The organism is Paraburkholderia sp. NMBU_R16 (genome assembly GCF_013282575.1).
In the GTDB taxonomy this organism is placed as follows: Bacteria; Pseudomonadota; Gammaproteobacteria; order Burkholderiales; family Burkholderiaceae; genus Trinickia.
In genome coordinates, this window is sequence record NZ_JAAAYE010000021.1 from 19,655 (window position 1) to 38,220 (window position 18,566).

An 18,566-nucleotide genomic window follows, 5' to 3' on the forward strand; every position below is an offset into this window, starting at 1 on the left:
CAACGGCGCGTCGCCACGGAGCCTGCCATGTCGCCTGTACCGGAATCGTCACCGCTGCCTGAGTCGGTCCGAGCGGTCCTCAAGCCTTCGCAGCGCGACATCGGCGGCTTCGCCGTACGGCGCGTGCTGCCCGCGCTCGCCGCGCGCCTCGTGGGTCCTTTCATCTTCTTCGATCACATGGGTCCCGCCGCGCTTGCGCCCGGCGAGGGCCTCGATGTTCGCCCGCACCCGCATATCGGTCTTGCGACGGTGACCTACCTGTTCGAAGGCGCCATCGTTCATCGCGACAGCATCGGTTCCGTGCAGACGATCGTGCCGGGCGACGTCAACTGGATGACGGCGGGACGCGGCATCGTCCACTCCGAGCGGACCCCGCCCGATGAGCGAGCCCGCGGACCGCGCATGCACGGAATTCAGACCTGGGTTGCGCTGCCGCTCGAGCATGAAACGATCGAGCCTGCGTTCGAGCATCACGCGGCCGCGACACTGCCGCGCATCGAGCGCGGCGGCGTCACGCTCGACGTAATCGCGGGCTCTGCCTTCGGCGCACGCTCGCCCGTGCGTACGTTCTCGCCCACGCTGTACGTGGCGGCGCGCTTCGCGCCCGCAAGCGCACTGGCGCTCGACACCGAGCACGACGAGCGCGGCGTCTATTTAGTCGACGGCGATCTCGCGATCGACGGCATGCCGCTGCCACTGGGCCATATGGCGGTGCTGAGCCCCGGCGAGACGGCGACGCTCGCCAGCACCGGCGGGGCCACCGCCATGCTGCTTGGCGGCGCGAAACTTCCGGGCGAGCGTTTCATCGAATGGAACTTCGTGGCCAGTTCGCGCGAAAAGATCGAGGCCGCCAAGCGCGCCTGGAGCGAGCAGACGATGGGCCGAATCGAAGGCGAGACGGAGTGGATCCCGCTTCCCGAGCGCCCGCACCGGTGAGGCGGTGACGGCGCAGGGTTGAAATGCTGAGGCCCGGTCCCAATCTGAGCCGCACGTCTACTGCAAACGAGGATGCGATGAACACCACTTTGGCCACTTTCGAACAGGATGTGATCGAGGCGTCCAAGCTCGTCCCGGTCCTCGCCGATTTTTGGGCGCCGTGGTGCGGTCCGTGCAAGACGCTCGGCCCGCTGCTCGAAAAGCTCGAGCAGGACTACGCCGGAAAATGGCGCCTCGTGAAGGTCAATGTCGACGAAAACCCGGAACTGGCAGCCCACTTTCAAGTGCGCAGCATTCCGCATGTCCTGGCATTCGCCGATGGCCGGCCTGTCGATCAATTCATCGGCGTATTGCCGGAGAGTCAGTTGCGCGCATTTCTCGATCGGCTCGTGCCTAACACCGCGCAAACCGAGCATAAGCGCGCGCTGGCGGCGCTGCAAAGCGGCCAGCGCGACGTGGCGATCGATCACCTGCAAGCCGCGCTTGCACTCGAGCCCGGCAACGACGACGCGCGGCTGGATCTGATCCAGGCGCTGCTCGACGACGAGCGCATCGATGAGGCGCGCACGGAGGTTGAGCGGCTTTCGCCGAAGACGAAGCAAGGCATCGACGTGCGCTATAACACGCTGAAAACGCGGCTCGACGCGCTCGACGCGGCAACCGAGCTGCCGCCGACCGATGCGCTGGAGGCGCGCATCGCGACGAATCCGGGCGATCTCGAAGCCCGCTTCGACCTCGCGAGCGCGCTGATCGCGCGTCGCGATTACGGTGGGGCGCTCGCGCACTTGCTCGAGATCGTCAAGCGGGACCGGACGTTCCGCGACGACATCGGGCGCAAGACGATGCTCTCGGTCTTCGATCTCGCTGCGCACCAGCCCGAGCTCGTGGCCGAATGGCGGCGTAAGCTCAGCGCGGCCCTTCACTGACGAAAGGCGCGGCGGCGGCACGGCGCGGGAACGCCGTTTTGGCCGCCGCTTCCGCCTTCCCGCCTACCCCGCGGCCTTTGCCAGCGCCGCCAGCACGTGCGCGGCCGCCGCAAAACCGAAGCTCGCGGTCACGCACACGCTGGAGCCGAACCCGGCGCAATTCAGGCCGATCGGCCCCGCATGCCCGGGCGACGCTTCCAGATGTTGGGCGACATCGTCCATGTCGCATACCGCCGCCTCGGGATAGATGAGCGGCTCGTCCGAATAGACGGCACTGACCTTGAACTTCGCCTTCGGTCCACGCGGGAAACCGTGGTGCTTGCGCAATTGCGCGCGCACTTTCGAGAGCAGCGGATCTTGAATCGTCGAGGCGAGATCGTCGATGCGAATGCGCGTCGGATCGAGCTGGCCGCCCGCGCCGCCCACCGTGACGAGCGGTTGCCCGCGGGCCGCGCACCAGGCGATGAGCGCCGTCTTGGTGCGCACGCTGTCGATGGCATCGACGATGTAATCGAGCCTGCCGCCGAAGAGCGCCTCGAAGTTGTCCGGTTCGGCGAAGTCCTCGACGAGGCGCACGTCGCAAGCCCGGTCGATGAGGCGGATGCGTTCGGCCATCGCCTCGACTTTCGGCTTGCCGAAATTGCCGTCGAGCGCATGGATCTGGCGGTTCGTGTTGCTCTCGGCCACGTTGTCGAGATCGACGAGCGTCAGTGTGCCGATCGCGCTGCGCGCAAGCGCCTCCGCCACCCACGAGCCGACGCCGCCGATCCCGACGACGGCCACATGCGCCCGCTCGAACGCGGCCAGGGCGCGAGCGCCGTAGAGCCGCGCCACCCCGCCGAAGCGCCGCGCACGGTCCGCATGATCGAGATCATGCTCAGTGCGCGGGAGATGGATAAGATCGGGGCTCGTTCCCTGAGTGGCGGACATGATGCGTAAAGTGAAAGCTGCGTGAAAACCGCGGTCGAAACTACGGAGAAAGACTGCACTCGAGGGGCAGGGGTCTATTGTGCCCGATAGCGTGCCCCGGCCGTTGCTTTCGAAAAGACGACAGGAGCGCGGTCGCGCACGTTTTTTCGGCCTTGGCTATACTTGAACCGACTGAAGCGGTCACATAAGAAGATGATCACTCTTGCCGAACTTCGCAACGAATACGCGCGCGGGTCGCTCGACGAACACGATGTCGAGGCCGATCCCATCCGCCAGTTCCAGCTCTGGTTCCAGCAGGCACTCGACGCCCAGGTGCCCGAGCCGAACGCGATGACGCTTGCCACCGTGGACGAGCTGGGGCAGCCGTCGGCCCGTATCGTGCTGGTAAAGGGAGCAGACGAGCGAGGCTTCGTCTTTTTCACGAATTACGAAAGCCGCAAGGGCCACGATCTGGCGATCAATCCGCGGGCAAGTCTGCTTTTTTACTGGATCGAGCTCGAGCGTCAGGTGCGCATCGAAGGCACGGTCGAGAAAACGAGCGCTCACGAGAGCGATGCCTATTTCGCGTCGCGCCCGCTCGGATCGCGTATCGGCGCATGGGCCTCCGAGCAAAGCAGCGAAATTACCGACCGCACAGTGCTCGAGGAGCGTGAAAAAGCGTTTGCCGAGCGATTCGGCGACAATCCCCCGCGCCCGCCGCAGTGGGGAGGCTACCGCGTCGTGCCGGCGAGGATGGAATTCTGGCAAGGTCGACCGTCTCGTTTGCACGACCGCATCGTGTACACGCGCAATGCCGACGCGAGCTGGCAGATCTCACGCCTATCGCCATGACAGAAGATTGAAACGGACTGGTTTTTTTTCGAAGTCCACACCATGCCGATGCTCCAAGCGCCGGACATGGTTGTTTTGCTTAGCTTTGCTATTCATTTCAACGGACACGGAGAATCTCGCATGTTCTGGGAAAAGAAGCTGGCTCAGTGGGTGGAAGACGTGCGGGCGACGACGAATCTGCCCGCGCGCCTCGTTCTTTGGGATGGGCAGCAGCACGACTTCGGCAGTTTCGCCGCACCGCAAGTCACGCTGAAGGTCAACCATGCCTCGGCATTGCCGCTCCTGCTCGAACCGAGTCTCGACAATCTCGGCGAAGCGTATGTGAAGGGCAAGATCGATATCGAGGGCAAACTTTCGGACATCATTTCGATCGGCTATTCGCTCGCTAAGAACACCATTACGGGCGCCAGTAAGCTCGCTCGCGTGCGGCGCTATTTCAATCACACGAAATCGTCGGACAAAAAAGCCATTCAATATCATTACGACGTTTCGAACGCGTTCTATCAGCTCTGGCTCGACGAGAACATGGTCTATTCATGTGCCTACTTCGAAAACGGCGACGAGGATCTCGCCACGGCACAGTTGAAGAAGATCGACCATATCCTCACCAAGATTCAGTTGCAGCCGGGGCAGCGGCTGCTCGACATCGGCTGCGGATGGGGTGCGCTGGTGCTGCGCGCGGCCAGCAAGTTCGGCGCGAAGTGCGTCGGCGTGACGCTGTCGCAAAACCAGTTCGATCTGGCGACGGAACGGGTCAAAGCGGCGGGCCTCAGCGATCGCATCGAAATCCGTCTGCAGGATTACCGCGATATCCCGGGACAGTTCGATCGCGTGACGAGCGTCGGGATGTTCGAGCACGTCGGGCGCAAGAACCTGCCGACCTATTTCGCGAAGGTCCGGGAGCTGCTCGCCGAAGACGGCATCGCCATGAATCACGGCATTACGTCGACGGACTACGACAGCGGCGAAACCGCACTCGGGGGCGGCGAATTCATCGATCGCTACGTGTTCCCCGACGGCGAGTTGCCTCATATCAGCCTCGCGCTCGAATCGATGCAGCGCGGTGGCCTCGAAGCCGTCGATATCGAAAGCCTGCGCCGTCACTACGCACGCACGCTCAACATCTGGACGGAAAACTTCGAGACCCACGCGGACGAAGCGCGCAAGCTCGTCGACGACGAGAAATTCCGCATCTGGCGGCTCTATCTCGCCGGCTGCGCCTATGCGTTCGAGCACGACGACGTATCGATCTATCAAATCGTCTGCCGACGAGCCGGACGCAGCGCGCAGACGTTGCCGTGGTCCCGCCGCTACATGTACGATCGGCCGCTTGGAGAAACGCGTACGAGTACCGCGCCCGTTGCGGCCATCGATGGACGATAGCAAAGACGACCCACAATTCGATCTCTTCGGTTCATTGCCGGCGCCCGAGGGCGCGCCGCGAACCTCGTCGGAGGAGTCCGACCATACCGAACCGGCCCGGGCCAGCGCCGCGACTCCCGCCAAGGGCGGGCGCCGTGCGCGGCCCGTGCTGCCGGCCGCCTTCCCGCCCGAGCTCGGCGAGCTGGCTGGCAGCTTGCCACCGCAGATTCGCCTCGGAACGTCTTCGTGGTCGTTTCCGGGTTGGGAAGGCATCGTCTACGGTGAAGCCTACAGCGATTCGAAGCTCTCCCGCGACGGGCTCGCCGCCTACGGCATCCATCCGCTGCTGCGCACCGTCAGCCTCGATCGATCGTTTTACGCGCCGCTTTCCGTCGCCGAATATCTCCGTTACGCGCAACAGGTACCCGACGATTTTCGTTTCATCGTCAAGGCACCGGCATCGGTGACCGATGCGACGGTGCGGGGCGAACGCGGGGAGCCCGTCGCCGACAATCCCTGTTTTCTCGATGCGGGCCTGGCCGCTCGCGAATTCGTGGAGCCGTGCCTGGCAGGCCTTGGCGCCAAAGCCGGCGTGCTTGTTTTTCAGTTTTCGCCCATGCCCGAACGCATGCTCGCCGAGCCGGCGGCATGGATCGAACGGCTCGCCGCCTTCTTTGCCGCGTTGCCGCCGCTGCCCAGCGGCACCGATGAAGCGCCGGGCCCTTGCTATGCGCTCGAAATACGCGATGCGTGCCTGTTGACGCCGCGGCTCATCCGCATGCTGCGCGAGCGCGGTGTGCGTTATTGCGTCGGGCTGCACGCGCGCATGCCCGAGGCATTGCGCCAGGCCGCAGCCCTCGCCCTCATGGACGGTGACGAGCCAGCCGGCCCGCTCGTCGTTCGCTGGAGTCTGCACAGCGGATTCAAATACGAGCAGGCGAAGGCGAAGTACGAGCCGTTCAATCGGCTCATCGATGAAGACCCCGCCACGCGGCATTCGCTCGCAGAACTGGCCGCCCGTTATGCGCTGGCAGGCCGGCCGGTACTCATCATCGTCAACAACAAGGCAGAGGGCTCAGCCCCGCTTTCGTGCGCTGCGCTCGCTCGAGAAATAGCAGCGGCTTGCGAGCGACTGCGTGAGGAAACCACTGGTGGGGGTGGGAGCGCAGGCGTCGAGCAGAGCGAGCGCTGACTCCAGCGCCTGCGCCGCCACGTACCGTTCTACCTCCGACTCATTGCCATCAAACGCCGGAGCGTGTCCAACTGGCGAACTTGGCCCGGAACTTGGCGACTTTCGGGGCCACGACGAATGCGCAGTAGCCTTGCTCGGGATGTTGCGCAAAGTAATTCTGGTGATAGGCCTCGGCGGCCCAATAGTTGTCGTCGAGGGAGCGGACTTCGGTCACGATCGGTTTGTCGTACACGTGCTCCTGCGCGAGTTCGTCTATGACCTCGCGCGCAATGTCGCGCTGCGTATCGGAGTGCGTGAAGATGATCGACCGATATTGCGCTCCGACGTCATTGCCCTGTCGGTTGAGTTGCGTCGGATCGTGGATTGAAAAAAATACCTGGAGGATCTCCCGGTAGCTGATTTTCTTGGGGTCGAATTGAACCTTGACCACTTCGGCGTGACCGGTCCCGCCGTCGCACACCTGCTCGTAGCTCGGACGCGGGACGTTGCCGCCCGCATACCCCGATTCGACGGAAACGACGCCGTCGAGGTCGACATAGACCGCTTCCAGACACCAGAAACAACCTCCGCCCAACGTAGCGGTTTCCATCGGCTCAGTCATGACTGCCTCCCTGTCGACGCGCGTTTGTGCTTCGGTCTGTTCGCTCACAAACGGATTCTAAAAGCTTAGTGCGTTTTATGTGCGGCGGAGCGTTCGAGCCACCGGCTGACCCGAATGCGCGGCGAAATGTCCGGATTCCATTAGAATTTCGCCTATTCGCCTTTTCGCACCATGACCTTCGACTCTTCGTTCCTGCTGTTCCTTCCCCGCCTGTCCACGCCACAAGCTCGTCCACGATCCCGCCGCCGGGAGTCACGCCGATGAAGCATGCGAGCCCACCCGACTTCGATTCGGGAATGTTCCGCCGCGCGCTTGGCCAGTTCGCCACGGGCGTCACCGTCATCACCACCCGCGCCCCATCGGGCCAGTTGATCGGCATCACGGCGAGTTCGTTCAATTCCGTGTCGCTCGATCCGCCCCTCGTGCTCTGGAGCCTCGCGACCCGGTCCGCATCGATGCCGGTGTTTCGCAGCAACAGCCACTACGTGGTGAACGTGCTGTCCGAAACGCAATACGATCTCTGTCAGCGCTTTGCCACGGTCAAGGGTGACCGGTTCGCGGGGGTGTCGCACGCGGCAGGCGGCACCGGCATGCCTGTGCTCGACGGCGCGCTCGCCTGGTTCGAGTGCCATAACCGAAGCCGTTACGACGAGGGGGACCACGTGATCTTCGTCGGAGAAGTCGAGCGCTGCGGCGTCCATCCGGACGCCGAAAGCATGGCCCCGCTCGTTTTCCACGGCGGTGCATTCCATGGATTGAAGCCGCGGTAAAACACGGCGCACCGCCCCCTGTCCCATCAGACGCTCAGTGCGGCGTCGGCGTCGGCGTCAGCGTCACCGGCACGCCGGAGTCTTCCTTGAGCGTTTGCAGAACGATGTTCGACCGGATATCCATCACGCCGGGCGCCTTGTAGAGCTTCGAAAGCACGAAATCGGAGTAATGCTTGAGGCTATGCGCGAGCACGCGCAGCAGATAATGGCTCTCGCCCGTCACGACGAAGGCCGCAACCACTTCAGGCCACTCGCGCACGGCCGTGGCGAAGCGCTCGTGCCAGTTCTCCTGATCGTTGCGCATCGAAACCTGCACGAATGCCTCGAGCTCGAGCCCGAGCGCCTCGCGGTTCAGACACGCCCGGTAACGCTCGATGACGCCCTGCTCCTCCAACAAACGCAACCGGCGCAAACACGCCGATGGCGATAGCGAGATTCTTTCCGCAAGGTCGAGATTGCTGATGCGGCCCTCGTTTTGCAACACACTCAGAATGCGGCAATCCGTGGCGTCTAGTGAGATCGCGTTCATTTTTGCCCCCATTTCGATGCTTATCTCGAATTATCTTCTAGTCCGGCCCGCGTTGCGCGACGATTTCGCAAGCACCTTGCGCGCCTGGGCGCTTATCATCGAAGGATCCGTTTTTTTTACCACCCGCCAAAATGGACAGTCGCATGCTCTGGGATATTTCGCCGCCCGTCGAAGCACACACGCCGGTCTGGCCGGGCGATACGCCGGTCACGATCGAACGCGTCTGGAAAATGGACGCGGGCTCGCCCGTCAATGTCGCACGGGTGACACTCTCGCCGCATACCGGCGCGCACGCAGACGCGCCGCTGCACTATGACGCTCACGGCGCTGCGATCGGGTCTGTCGGCCTTGCGCCATACCTGGGAGCGTGCCGGGTGATCCATTGCATCGGCGCCGCACCGCTCGTGACACCGGCTCATGTCGCGGGGCAACTCGATGACACGCCCCCGCGCGTGCTGCTGCGAACCTACGAGCGGGCCCCTGTCGACGCGTGGGACGACGCGTTTTGTGCTGTGGCGCCCGAGACGCTCGATCTGCTAGCGCAACGCGGCGTGATGCTGATCGGGATCGATACGCCGTCGCTCGACCCTCAGACCTCCAAAACGATGGACGCTCACGGACGCGTGCGCGCCCACGGGATGGCGATTCTCGAAGGGCTCGTGCTGGACGCGATCGAACCCGGCGATTACGAACTCATCGCGCTGCCGCTCAAATTGACGACGCTCGATGCGAGCCCCGTGCGCGCGGTCTTGCGCGCGTTGCCCGACAAGCCCGACAAGCGCTGCTGAAGTTTTTGGATCGATCCGCCTTTCGACCCGTTCGTTTCCTGCTGCCCATACACCATGAAAACCCGTGACGAAGCGCTCGCGCTAGACCGCAGCGATCCTCTCGCGCACCTGCGCGGCCGTTTCGCGCTCGACGCGCAAACGATCTATCTTGACGGCAATTCGCTCGGCGTGCCGCCTGTCGCCGCGGCGGCGCGCGCACGCGCGGTCATCGACGACGAATGGCGCGGCGGGCTCATACGCAGTTGGAACAGCGCAGGCTGGTTCGCGTTGCCGCGCAGGCTCGGGGATAAACTCGCGCCACTCGTGGGCGCCGCGGCGGGCGAGACCGTCGTGACCGACACGATCTCGATCAATCTGTTCAAACTGCTCTCGGCGGCGTTACGCGAAGCCGACGCGCGCGATGCGAGCCGCCGCGTGATCGTCTCCGAGCGCGCGAATTTCCCGACCGATCTGTATATCGCACAGGGGCTCATCGAACAACTCGATCGCGGCTACACGCTGCGGCTCGTCGACGACCCCGCGGATCTGCCCGCCGCGATCGACGACGAAACGGCCGTCGTCATGCTCACGCACGTCAACTATCGCACCGGCCATATGCACGACATGGGCGCACTGACGCAGATCGCTCATCGTGCCGGCGCGCTCGCGCTCTGGGACCTCGCCCATTCGGCCGGCGCGGTGCCCGTCGATCTGAACGGCGCCAACGCCGATTTCGCGGTCGGCTGCACGTACAAGTATCTGAACGGCGGCCCGGGCTCGCCGGCTTTCGCGTGGGTGCCGAAGCGTCATCAGGCGCGGCTCTCGCAGCCGCTCTCCGGATGGTGGGGACATCGCGCCCCGTTCGCGATGGACCCGCGTTATACGCCCGACGACGGCATCGGACGGTTCCTTTGCGGCACGCAGCCCATCGTTTCGATGGCGCTCGTCGAAAGCGGGCTCGACGTTTTTCTCGAGACGGACATGCAGGCCGTGCGCCGCAAGTCGCTCGCCCTCACCGATCGATTCATTGCGCTTGTCGAATCGCGCTGCGCGGGCCAGGCGCTTTCGCTCGTCACGCCGCGCGCGCACGCGCAGCGCGGCTCGCACGTGAGTTTCGAACATCGGCACGGCTATGAAGTGATGCAAGCGCTCATCGCGCGCGGTGTCATCGGCGACTATCGCGAGCCGTCCGTGCTGCGCTTCGGGTTCACGCCGCTCTACACGCGCTTCGTCGACGTCTGGGATGCCGTCGAAACGCTGCGCGACATTCTCGAGCGCCAAACGTGGCGGGCGCCCGAATTCGCCGCGCGCCATACCGTGACTTGAACCGAAGTGCGCCCGAGCGGTGCGGATCGACGATGAGCCGCATTGCAGAAGTTGCAGAGGAATTCGACATGACCGATCACATGGAGTTACCCGAGTTGCCGGACGTATCCGGTGCCGGTACGGCGAAGGCCCGCAGCGCAAGCGCGCGCAACGGCGAAGGCTGGTATGACGCGAAGCTCGATTTTTCACAATCGATGAGCTATGGCGATTACTTGTCGCTCGAATCGCTGCTGTCCGCGCAGCATCCGCTGTCGCCCGATTACAACGAGATGCTGTTCATCATTCAGCACCAGACGAGCGAACTCTGGATGAAGCTCGCGCTCTATGAGCTGCACGCGGCGCTCGATTGCGTGAAGGGCGACGCTCTGCCGCCCGCCTTCAAGATGCTCGCGCGCGTGTCGCGCATTCTCGAACAACTCGTTCAGGCGTGGAATGTTCTGGCCACGATGACACCGTCCGAATACACCGCCATGCGCCCGTATCTCGGCCGGTCGTCGGGCTTTCAGTCGTATCAATACCGGCAAATCGAATTCATGCTCGGCAACAAGAACGCCCAGATGCTCAAGCCGCACGAGCATCTGCCGGACATCCTGGCGGCCGTGCGCGCGGCGCTCGAGGCGCCCTCGTTTTACGACGAAGTGATCAAGCTGCTTGCGCGACGCGGCTTCGCGATCGCGCCCGAGCGGCTCGAGCGCGACTGGACCGCACCCACCGCCTACGACGCTTCGGTCGAAGCGGCATGGCTCGAGGTCTACCGCAACCCGTCGCAGCACTGGGAACTCTACGAGATGGCGGAGGAACTCGTCGATCTCGAGGACGCATTTCGCCAGTGGCGCTTTCGTCACGTGACGACGGTGGAGCGCATCATCGGCTATAAGCAGGGCACCGGCGGCACAGCGGGCGCTCCGTATCTGCGCAAGATGCTCGACGTCGTGCTGTTCCCCGAGCTTTGGCACGTGCGCACCGTGCTTTGAAACGAGGAAGCGCCGCCACTGCTGCGGCGCCGTGCCGATACCCCCGCGCAGCGAAGCGGTTTTCCGATGGAGCGGATGATATGTTATATCATGTCACCCACACTCAATCGGGACCGACTTCATGTCCGCTGCCGCTCACTCCCATTCCGTCGCCGATCGACTTGCGCGCGCCGATGCGTTCGCGGCCGAAAACGGCCTCGCGCTGACGCCGCTGCGTCGGCAGGTCTATGCACTCGTTGCGAGTGCGGGCAAGCCGATCGGCGCCTACGACCTGCTCGCGGCACTCGAACCCGAGCGCGGACGGGTCCCACCCACCACGGTCTATCGCGCACTCGACTTTCTCGTCGAGCACGGCTTCGTGCATCGAATCGAATCGCGCAATGCGTTCGTCGCCTGCTGCGAGGTCGGCAAACCGCATCAGAGCCAATTCCTGATTTGCGAGCGTTGCGGCGAAACCGTCGAGATCCCCGGCGATGAACTTGCCGAGCGCCTGTCCGCGACGCCGCCCGCGCACGGGTTCGAAGTCCACAAGCAAGTCGTCGAGCTGAGCGGACTGTGCGGCGAATGCAAGGCGGAGGGCCGGTCGCGGTCCCGGTCCGCGCCGCCGCGCTCTTCGTAACGTCGATACCAAGGAAAAATATTGATGAATTCGATTGCCAAGCTTCGGCGCATCGGCCGCAATAGCCGTACCGTCGCCATCGCGAAAGCCGCCGCGGCGGGGTTCGCTGCGTTGTCGATGAGCGCAGCGGCGTTCGCGGCCGGCGACGTCAAAGTCAACATCGTGGCGGCCGAGAATTTCTATGGCGATATCGCGAGGCAAATCGGCGGCGACCATGTCGACGTGACGAGCATTCTCAGCAATCCCGATCAGGATCCGCATCTGTTCGAGGCTAGTCCGAAGACGGCGCGGGCGCTGCAACACGCCGCGATCGTCGTCTACAACGGCGCCGCGTACGATCCGTGGATGGAAAAACTGCTGGCCGCGTCCAAGGGCGGCCAGCGCACGACCATCGTCGCTGCCGAACTCGTCGGCAAGAAGAGCGGCGACAACCCGCATCTCTGGTACGACCCGCAGACGATGCCGGTCGTCGCCCGCAAGATCGAGGCGGCGCTGGTTATGTCGGACCCGACGCACAAGGCCGATTACGACCGGCATCTGGCGGCCGTCATCGATGCGCTCAAGCCGATCGACGAGAAGGTCGCACAGTTGCGCGAGCGCTATCGCGGCACGCCGGTGACCGCAACGGAGCCCGTGTTCGGCTATCTGTCGGACGCGATAGGCCTCGATATGCGCAACATGCGCTTTCAGTTGGCCGCCATGAACGACACCGAACCGAGCGCCAGCGACATCGCGGCGTTTGAGCGCGATCTGCGCGAGCGGAAAGTCCGCGTGCTGATCTACAACAGCCAGGCAACGGAAGCGTTGACCAAGCGGATGCTCCAGCTCGCGCAGCACGCGGGCGTGCCGACGGTGAGCGTCACGGAAACGCAACCGGCGGGCAAGACGTTCCAGCAATGGATGGTCGCTCAGCTCGGCGCGCTCGAGGCTGCGCTCAGCGCAAAACAACCATGATCGAGGCAATGGCAATGGCAACGGCGTCGGCCCGCGGCTGCACACTCGAACTCGAGCGCGTCACGATCGCCCTGGGCGGGCGCACGATCCTTGCCGATACCGATCTCTCCGTTGGCGCGGGCGAATTCGTCGGCGTGCTGGGCCCAAATGGCGCGGGCAAAACCACCCTGCTGCGCGCGATTCTCGGGCTCGTGCCGCTCGCGCACGGAACGATCCGCATCGCGGGCGAGCCGATCGCCCGCGGCAACCCGGGCATCGGCTACATGCCGCAAGTGCGCAGCGCGCTTGCGGGCCGGCGGCTGCGCGGGCGCGACTTCATCGCCATGGCGGCGGACGGACATCGTTGGGGCCTGCCGCGTACCGATGCGGCCACGCGCGCCGAAGTCGACCGGGTCCTGAATCTCGTCGACGGCCACGCGTTGGCCGAGCGCCCCTTGTCCGAGCTCTCAGGTGGCGAGCGGCAGCGGCTTTTGCTCGCGCAATGCCTGCTCGGCGAGCCGCGCCTGCTGCTGCTCGACGAGCCGCTCATCAGCCTCGATCCGAACCATCAACGCGGTGTGGTGGAACTCGTGCGCCGCGTGCAGCGCGAGTTGGGCATCACGGTGCTCTTTTCCGCACACGAGCTGAACCCGCTGTTGAGCGCGCTCGATCGCGTGCTGTATCTCGGCAACGGCTCCGCGGCGCTCGGCACCGTCGACGAAGTCATCACCCGGCCGGTGCTGTCCCGGCTCTACGGCTCGCCGATCGACGTCATGCGCGTGAACGGCCGCATTTTCGTCATGTCCGGCGACGTCGAAGTCGAAAAACACGATCACGCGCACGAGGGCGAGCCGGGGGCCGGCAACGGGCACAGCCACGGCCACGGATCCGCCGGCGAGCACCGCCACGTCCATTCTCACGGGCACACGCACGATGTTTGAATACGACTTCATGGTCAACGCGTTCGCGGCATCGGGCATCATCGCGGTGCTGGCCGGAATCGTCGGCTACTTCCTCGTCATGCGCGAGCAGACATTCGCGGGGCATGCGCTGTCCCATGTCGGCTTCACGGGCGCGACGGGCGCCGCGCTGATCGGCGTCTCGCCGCTCTGGGGGATGATTGCGTTCACGCTCGCCGCGGGGCTTTCGATGGGCGCGCTCGGCGAGCGGCTGGCCGGACGCGATGTCGCCATCGGCGTCGTGCTCTCGCTTTCCCTTGGCTGCGGACTGCTGTTCCTGCACTTCTTCACCGCGTACGCCACGCAAATCACGGCACTGCTGTTCGGCAACGTGCTCGGCGTCACGCATGCGACGCTCGCCATACTGGCCGGCATCGCGGTGGCTAGCCTCGTCGCGCTCGGCGTAATCATGCGCCCGCTCGTTTTTGCGACGCTGCAACCCGAGCTCGCCGAAGCGAAGGGGGTCTCGCTGCGCGTCGTATCGATGCTGTTCCTGACGATCGCCGCCCTCACCGTGGCGGCCTGTACGCAGATCGTCGGCGTGTTGCTCGTCTTCACGCTGATGGTCGGTCCTGCCGCCGCGGCGCAGAACATCTCCACGCGCCTTCGCAGCGGGATCGCGCTCGCCGCCGCGTTCGCACTGGCGCAGGCGTGGCTCGGCGTGACGCTCGCGTTCTATACCGATTGGCCCACGAGCTTCTGGATCACCGCCCTCGCCGCACTCGTCTATCTGGCGAGTCTGCTCGCGCGACGCCGATCTTGACTTTCACTCCGCGCAAACCGATCATTCGCTCATCGACAGAACAAAAGATCGACCCCATCGCGTCCAATCGACGAGTGGGGTCATATCTGACTGGATCGGAGACAAGCGATGGACAATGCGCAGCGCAGCGCTTCAAATGTAATCGTCCACCTCGGCGCGGGATCGTTTCACCGCGCCCATCAGGCGTGGTATCTGCATCGGCTGCAGCAGGCGAGCGCGCCGGGCGAGCCCCGATGGTCGCTCACGGTCGGCAATATCCGCGGCGACATGAATGCCGTGCTCGACGCACTGGCGGCGCAACAGGGGCGCTATACGCTCGAGACCGTCACGCCGCAAGGCGAGCGCGCCTATGAAACGGTCGGCTCGATCGGCCGCGTGCTGCCGTGGTCGCCCGGGCTCGAGGCGCTCGTCGAAGCGGGTGCCGATCCGGCGTGCAAGATCGTCTCGTTCACGGTGACCGAGGGCGGCTATTACCTCGACGAACACGACCGGCTCGATACGGCCAATGCCGATCTCGCCGCCGATCTGCGCGGCGGGCGAACCACGATCTACGGTGCGCTGGCTGCCATTCTCGAAGCCCGCCAATCCCGCAATGCGGGCCCCGTCACACTGCAAAGCTGCGACAACCTGCGCAGCAATGGCGAGCGGTTCGAAGCGGGCATGCGCGCGTTTCTCGAGTCGAGCGGCCGCACGGCGCTCGCCGAGTGGTTCGAAGCCAACACGTCCTGCCCCAATTCGATGGTCGATCGCATCACCCCGCGCCCCACACCCGAAGTTCGCGAACGCGTGAAGGCGGCGACCGGTGTCGACGACGCCTGTCCCGTCATGGGGGAGGCCTTCATCCAGTGGGTCATCGAAGATCGCTTTTGCGCCGGGCGTCCGGCATGGGAGCGCGTCGGCGCGGAACTCGTCGAATCGGTGCTGCCCTACGAGGAAGCGAAAATCCGCATCCTGAACGCGAGCCATAGCTGCATCGCATGGGCCGGCACGCTCGCGGGGCTGACGTTCATTCATGAAGGCACGCACGACGCGCAGATCCGCCGGTTCGCGTACGACTATGTGACGCAGGACGTTATCCCCTGTCTCACGCCCAGTCCGCTCGATCTCGCCCGCTATCGCGACGTCGTGCTCGACCGCTTCGGCAATCCGTATATCCAGGACACGAATCAACGCGTGGCCGCCGATGGCTTTTCGAAGATTCCAGGCTTCATCGCGCCGACGCTTTCGGAATCCTTTGCGCGCGGCGTCGAGCCTCGAGCTACCGCGGTCCTGCCCGCGCTTTTTTTCCGCTTTCTCGAGCGCTGGCGGCAAGGCACGTTGCCCTATACCTATCAGGATGGCGTGATGGACGAGGCCGCCGCGCGCGGCATGTTCGACGCGCCCGACCCACTGGCCGCTTTTTGCGCATCCCGGCTCCTGTGGGGTGGGCTGGCCGACAGCCCAGCCCTCGTGGCCGCGCTGCGAAGCGCGCTCGAGCGTGTCGATGGCTGGCTCGCCTCGAGGCGCTGAATCGATCGGCAGGGCTCACCCCCATTGCAGTGCATCATTGCGCCCGGCTAAAGTAGCGCATCGCGCTTTTCGACTCCGAATCTGAAGGGCTCACCGCCATGTATCTCGGCATCGATCTCGGCACGTCCGAAGTGAAGGTCTTGCTGCTGGACCCGAACGGGCACGTGCTCGGCACGGCCGGCTCGCCGTTTTCCGTCTCGCGGCCGCATCCGCGCTGGTCCGAGCAGAACCCCGCCGACTGGTGGGAAGGCACCTGCATTGCGCTCGCGAAGCTGCGCGAGTTGCACCGCGAAGCGTTTTCGCAGGTGCGCGGCATCGGACTCTCCGGTCAGATGCATGGCGCCGTCTTGCTCGACGAGCAGGACCGCGTGCTGCGTCCCGCGATTCTCTGGAACGACATGCGCAGCGTCGACGAATGCGAAGCGCTGACCGCGCGCGCGCCGCGGCTGCCTGAAATCGCCGGGAACCTGGCCATGCCGGGTTTTACCGCGCCGAAGCTGCTGTGGGTCGCGCGCCACGAACCCGAACTCTTTCGCCGTACCGCTACGGTGCTGCTGCCGAAAGACTATTTGCGCCTCATGATGACGGGCGACAAGGTCTCGGATCCCTCGGACGCCGCTGGGACGCTTTGGCTCGATGTCGGCCGGCGCGACTGGTCCGACGAACTGCTCGGCGCATGCGACATGAAACGCGCCCAAATGCCCCGCTTGGCTGAGGGCAGCGCCCCGTCGGGCGTGCTGCGGCCCGAGCTCGCCCGTGACTGGGGGCTTGCCTCGAACGAGATCGTCGTTGCGGCCGGTGGCGGCGACAACGCGACGAGCGCCATCGGCATCGGTGCGACGGAGCCCGGCGACGGTTTCGTCTCGCTCGGTACGTCCGGGGTGTTATGCGTCGTCGGAGATCGTTTCCTGCCGAATCCCGCTTCCGCCGTTCATGCGTTTTGCCATGCCATTCCCGACCGCTGGCATCAGATGAGTGTGGTGCTCTCCGCGGCGAGCTGTCTGCGCTGGGTCTGCAAGCTGACCGGCACCGACGAGCCGACGCTCGTCGCCGAAGCTGCCGCGCTGCCGCCGGAAGCGCTCGGCGATGCGCCGATTTTTCTACCCTATCTGTCGGGGGAGCGCACGCCCCATAACGATCCGTTCGCGCAGGGCGTTTTCTTCGGCATGACGCATGCGACCGATCGCGCGCTGCTCGGCTACGCCGTGCTCGAAGGCGTGACGCTCGCGCTGGCCGACGGGCTCGACGCCTTGGCCGCCGCCGGGACCACGCCGAACGCGCTCTCGCTGCTGGGCGGCGGAGCGCGCAGCGCCTACTGGGCGCAGTTGCTCGCCGATGCGCTATCGACTCCGACACGTCAGCATGGCGGCGGAGAAACCGGCGCGGCGCTCGGCGCGGCACGGCTCGGATGGCTGGCGGCGGGCGGCGACCCTGCGCAGGCATTGGCCAAGCCGCCCATCGTCGCGGAGTTCGCACCGAACGCCGAGCGGCATGCTGGATTGCGCAGGCGGCTCAATTCGTACCGAGCGCTCTATCGTCACGTGCGGCCGCTGTTCGATCCGGCACATCGGCAAGTCGCCTGCATGTAAGCGGCCCAAAAGGTTTTTCAGTCCTATCGGCATCGCATCCGTGTCCAAATCCAACGACAAGCTCGAACTTGCAACCCGCGCGGCCTGGCTCTACTACGTAGCCGGCGATACGCAAAATGAGATCGCCGAGAAGTTGCAAGTCTCGCGCCCCGTTGCGCAGCGGCTCGTGGCATTCGCTGTCGAAAAGAATCTGATTCGTGTGCGCGTCGAGCATCGCTTGGCCGATTGCCTCGCGCTCGCCGCGCGCCTGTCGGAGCGATACGGCTTGTCGATGTGCGAGATCGCACCCGTCGACGACGATAGCCCCGAAGCGATCGGCCGCAAGCTTGCCGTCGCGGGCGCGCAGGTCATGGAACGCTATCTGAGCGAAGAAAAGCCGATGATCGTCGCCGTCAGCAGCGGCCGTACGCTCAAGGCTGCCGTCGATCAACTCGGGCAGATCGAGCGGCCGCAGCATCGGCTCGTCTCGATGGTCGGTGCGATCGCGCAAGACGGATCGTCGAACCGTTACGACGTCGCGCTGCATATTTCGGAGAAGACGGGCGGCAAGCACTTTCTGCTGCCGGCGCCGCTGCTTGCCGATAGCGAAGCCGAGCGGGCGCAGTGGTGCAACCACCGTCTTTATCGCATCGTCGAAGGCCTGTCCGCGCAAGCGGACGTGGCGTTCGTCGGCATCGGCGACATCGGGCCGCAATGCCCGCTTCATGTCGACGGCTTCATCACGGCAGACGAAGTGCAAGAACTCACGAGCCTCGGCGCCAGGGCGGAAATGTTGGGGCTGCCGATCAATGACGAAGGCGCGCGCGTTGAATCGCCGACAGGGCGGCGCGTGACGAGCCTGCAGCTCGATGCGCCGCCCAAACGCCCGACGATCGGTTTTGCGGGCGGCCCGCGCAAGCATCGGGCCGTGCTGGCCGCGCTCAAAGGCGGCTGGCTCTCGGGGCTGGTGACCGATGAAGCGTGCGCGCGTGTGGCATTGGCGGAGGCCTAACGCCTGTTCGCGCTCATTGCGGACTTGTGCCGGCAAGCTCCCCGGCGAAGAACGCCGAG

19 protein-coding genes are annotated in these 18,566 nt (G+C 64.8%); 16 read left to right on the top strand and 3 right to left on the bottom strand.

The genetic code is table 11. The features are described from left to right. The first annotated feature begins 54 nt into the window (after positions 1-54). Together GWC77_RS12945 and trxA are read left to right on the top strand one after the other, a co-directional pair. Entirely contained in the window at positions 55-936 is an 882-nt protein-coding gene (locus GWC77_RS12945; RefSeq protein WP_173257428.1) for a pirin family protein, read from the top strand. 77 nt (positions 937-1,013) lie between these two features. After that, positions 1,014-1,862, top strand: coding sequence for a thioredoxin (gene trxA / locus GWC77_RS12950; protein ID WP_173257305.1), 849 nt, complete (start codon positions 1,014-1,016; stop codon positions 1,860-1,862). Between the two features lie 63 nt (positions 1,863-1,925). On the opposite strand, the gene GWC77_RS12955 is transcribed toward trxA, so the two are convergent. Next, a complete protein-coding gene (locus GWC77_RS12955) occupies positions 1,926-2,792 on the bottom strand; it encodes a ThiF family adenylyltransferase (protein ID WP_173257307.1) in 867 nt (288 codons plus the stop codon). Positions 2,793-2,984: 192 nt separating this feature from the next. Here GWC77_RS12955 and pdxH point away from each other — a divergent pair, with 192 nt between their 5' ends. The 3 genes from pdxH to GWC77_RS12970 all read left to right on the top strand — a co-directional run bounded on the left by pdxH (position 2,985) and on the right by GWC77_RS12970 (position 6,177). Then, the gene (gene pdxH, locus GWC77_RS12960) at positions 2,985-3,623 is read left to right on the top strand and encodes a pyridoxamine 5'-phosphate oxidase (protein WP_173257309.1); all 639 of its coding nucleotides are present in this window, start codon (positions 2,985-2,987) and stop codon (positions 3,621-3,623) included. A 120-nt stretch (positions 3,624-3,743) separates the two neighbouring features. After that, on the top strand, positions 3,744-5,006 hold the full coding sequence (locus GWC77_RS12965; RefSeq protein ID WP_173257311.1) for a cyclopropane-fatty-acyl-phospholipid synthase family protein: 1,263 nt from the start codon (positions 3,744-3,746) through the stop codon (positions 5,004-5,006). Beyond that, the gene (locus GWC77_RS12970) at positions 4,996-6,177 is read left to right on the top strand and encodes a DUF72 domain-containing protein (RefSeq protein WP_173257313.1); all 1,182 of its coding nucleotides are present in this window, start codon (positions 4,996-4,998) and stop codon (positions 6,175-6,177) included. Before GWC77_RS12965 ends, GWC77_RS12970 begins: the two co-directional genes overlap by 11 nt. 49 nt (positions 6,178-6,226) lie before the next feature. On the opposite strand, the gene msrA is transcribed toward GWC77_RS12970, so the two are convergent. Then, a complete protein-coding gene (gene msrA / locus GWC77_RS12975) occupies positions 6,227-6,778 on the bottom strand; it encodes a peptide-methionine (S)-S-oxide reductase MsrA (RefSeq protein ID WP_173257315.1) in 552 nt (183 codons plus the stop codon). A 260-nt stretch (positions 6,779-7,038) separates the two neighbouring features. On the opposite strand from msrA, the gene GWC77_RS12980 reads away from it, so the two are divergent. Beyond that, positions 7,039-7,548 carry a flavin reductase family protein gene (locus GWC77_RS12980; RefSeq protein ID WP_173257317.1) on the top strand — a complete coding sequence of 170 codons (510 nt, stop codon included), beginning with the start codon at positions 7,039-7,041 and terminating at the stop codon, positions 7,546-7,548. A gap of 34 nt (positions 7,549-7,582) precedes the next feature. Here the strand turns inward: GWC77_RS12980 and GWC77_RS12985 are convergent, their stop codons facing one another. Continuing rightward, a complete protein-coding gene (locus GWC77_RS12985) occupies positions 7,583-8,077 on the bottom strand; it encodes an Lrp/AsnC family transcriptional regulator (RefSeq protein WP_173257319.1) in 495 nt (164 codons plus the stop codon). Between the two features lie 131 nt (positions 8,078-8,208). On the opposite strand from GWC77_RS12985, the gene kynB reads away from it, so the two are divergent. From kynB to GWC77_RS13035, 10 genes are all read left to right on the top strand, one after another. Next, complete coding sequence (gene kynB, locus GWC77_RS12990; protein ID WP_173257321.1) at positions 8,209-8,865, top strand: arylformamidase; 657 nt, start codon at positions 8,209-8,211, stop codon at positions 8,863-8,865. Positions 8,866-8,919: 54 nt separating this feature from the next. After that, the gene (gene kynU, locus GWC77_RS12995) at positions 8,920-10,170 is read left to right on the top strand and encodes a kynureninase (protein ID WP_173257323.1); all 1,251 of its coding nucleotides are present in this window, start codon (positions 8,920-8,922) and stop codon (positions 10,168-10,170) included. 68 nt (positions 10,171-10,238) lie between these two features. Continuing rightward, complete coding sequence (kynA, locus tag GWC77_RS13000) at positions 10,239-11,144, top strand: tryptophan 2,3-dioxygenase (protein WP_173257429.1); 906 nt, start codon at positions 10,239-10,241, stop codon at positions 11,142-11,144. 121 nt (positions 11,145-11,265) lie between these two features. Then, entirely contained in the window at positions 11,266-11,763 is a 498-nt protein-coding gene (locus GWC77_RS13005; protein WP_173257325.1) for a Fur family transcriptional regulator, read from the top strand. Between the two features lie 24 nt (positions 11,764-11,787). Continuing rightward, positions 11,788-12,717, top strand: a complete 930-nt coding sequence (locus GWC77_RS13010; protein ID WP_173257326.1) for a metal ABC transporter solute-binding protein — start codon at positions 11,788-11,790, stop codon at positions 12,715-12,717. A gap of 14 nt (positions 12,718-12,731) precedes the next feature. Beyond that, positions 12,732-13,637 carry an ABC transporter ATP-binding protein gene (locus GWC77_RS13015; protein WP_254366933.1) on the top strand — a complete coding sequence of 302 codons (906 nt, stop codon included), beginning with the start codon at positions 12,732-12,734 and terminating at the stop codon, positions 13,635-13,637. Then, the gene (locus GWC77_RS13020; RefSeq protein ID WP_173257330.1) at positions 13,630-14,418 is read left to right on the top strand and encodes a metal ABC transporter permease; all 789 of its coding nucleotides are present in this window, start codon (positions 13,630-13,632) and stop codon (positions 14,416-14,418) included. The genes GWC77_RS13015 and GWC77_RS13020 overlap by 8 nt, the downstream gene beginning before the upstream one ends. Before the next feature lie 108 nt (positions 14,419-14,526). Then, positions 14,527-15,927 carry a D-arabinitol 4-dehydrogenase gene (gene dalD, locus GWC77_RS13025; protein ID WP_173257332.1) on the top strand — a complete coding sequence of 467 codons (1,401 nt, stop codon included), beginning with the start codon at positions 14,527-14,529 and terminating at the stop codon, positions 15,925-15,927. A 98-nt stretch (positions 15,928-16,025) separates the two neighbouring features. Further along, a complete protein-coding gene (gene xylB / locus GWC77_RS13030; protein ID WP_173257333.1) occupies positions 16,026-17,516 on the top strand; it encodes a xylulokinase in 1,491 nt (496 codons plus the stop codon). Between the two features lie 40 nt (positions 17,517-17,556). After that, on the top strand, positions 17,557-18,507 hold the full coding sequence (locus tag GWC77_RS13035; RefSeq protein WP_173257335.1) for a sugar-binding transcriptional regulator: 951 nt from the start codon (positions 17,557-17,559) through the stop codon (positions 18,505-18,507). The last annotated feature ends 59 nt before the right edge of the window (positions 18,508-18,566 follow it).

Bases quoted from the DNA above. Each gene is read 5' to 3' on its own strand.
- GWC77_RS13010 (WP_173257326.1), top strand. From the start codon at position 11,788: ATGAATTCGATTGCCAAGCTTCGGCGCATCGGCCGCAATAGCCGTACC.
- kynU (WP_173257323.1), top strand. From the start codon at position 8,920: ATGAAAACCCGTGACGAAGCGCTCGCGCTAGACCGCAGCGATCCTCTC.
- xylB (WP_173257333.1), top strand. From the start codon at position 16,026: ATGTATCTCGGCATCGATCTCGGCACGTCCGAAGTGAAGGTCTTGCTG.
- GWC77_RS12985 (WP_173257319.1), bottom strand. From the start codon at position 8,077: ATGAACGCGATCTCACTAGACGCCACGGATTGCCGCATTCTGAGTGTG.
- GWC77_RS13005 (WP_173257325.1), top strand. From the start codon at position 11,266: ATGTCCGCTGCCGCTCACTCCCATTCCGTCGCCGATCGACTTGCGCGC.
- kynB (WP_173257321.1), top strand. From the start codon at position 8,209: ATGGACAGTCGCATGCTCTGGGATATTTCGCCGCCCGTCGAAGCACAC.
- GWC77_RS13020 (WP_173257330.1), top strand. From the start codon at position 13,630: ATGTTTGAATACGACTTCATGGTCAACGCGTTCGCGGCATCGGGCATC.
- GWC77_RS12965 (WP_173257311.1), top strand. From the start codon at position 3,744: ATGTTCTGGGAAAAGAAGCTGGCTCAGTGGGTGGAAGACGTGCGGGCG.
- trxA (WP_173257305.1), top strand. From the start codon at position 1,014: ATGAACACCACTTTGGCCACTTTCGAACAGGATGTGATCGAGGCGTCC.
- GWC77_RS12955 (WP_173257307.1), bottom strand. From the start codon at position 2,792: ATGTCCGCCACTCAGGGAACGAGCCCCGATCTTATCCATCTCCCGCGC.
- kynA (WP_173257429.1), top strand. From the start codon at position 10,239: ATGACCGATCACATGGAGTTACCCGAGTTGCCGGACGTATCCGGTGCC.
- GWC77_RS12980 (WP_173257317.1), top strand. From the start codon at position 7,039: ATGAAGCATGCGAGCCCACCCGACTTCGATTCGGGAATGTTCCGCCGC.
- dalD (WP_173257332.1), top strand. From the start codon at position 14,527: ATGGACAATGCGCAGCGCAGCGCTTCAAATGTAATCGTCCACCTCGGC.
- GWC77_RS12970 (WP_173257313.1), top strand. From the start codon at position 4,996: ATGGACGATAGCAAAGACGACCCACAATTCGATCTCTTCGGTTCATTG.
- pdxH (WP_173257309.1), top strand. From the start codon at position 2,985: ATGATCACTCTTGCCGAACTTCGCAACGAATACGCGCGCGGGTCGCTC.
- GWC77_RS13015 (WP_254366933.1), top strand. From the start codon at position 12,732: ATGGCAACGGCGTCGGCCCGCGGCTGCACACTCGAACTCGAGCGCGTC.
- msrA (WP_173257315.1), bottom strand. From the start codon at position 6,778: ATGACTGAGCCGATGGAAACCGCTACGTTGGGCGGAGGTTGTTTCTGG.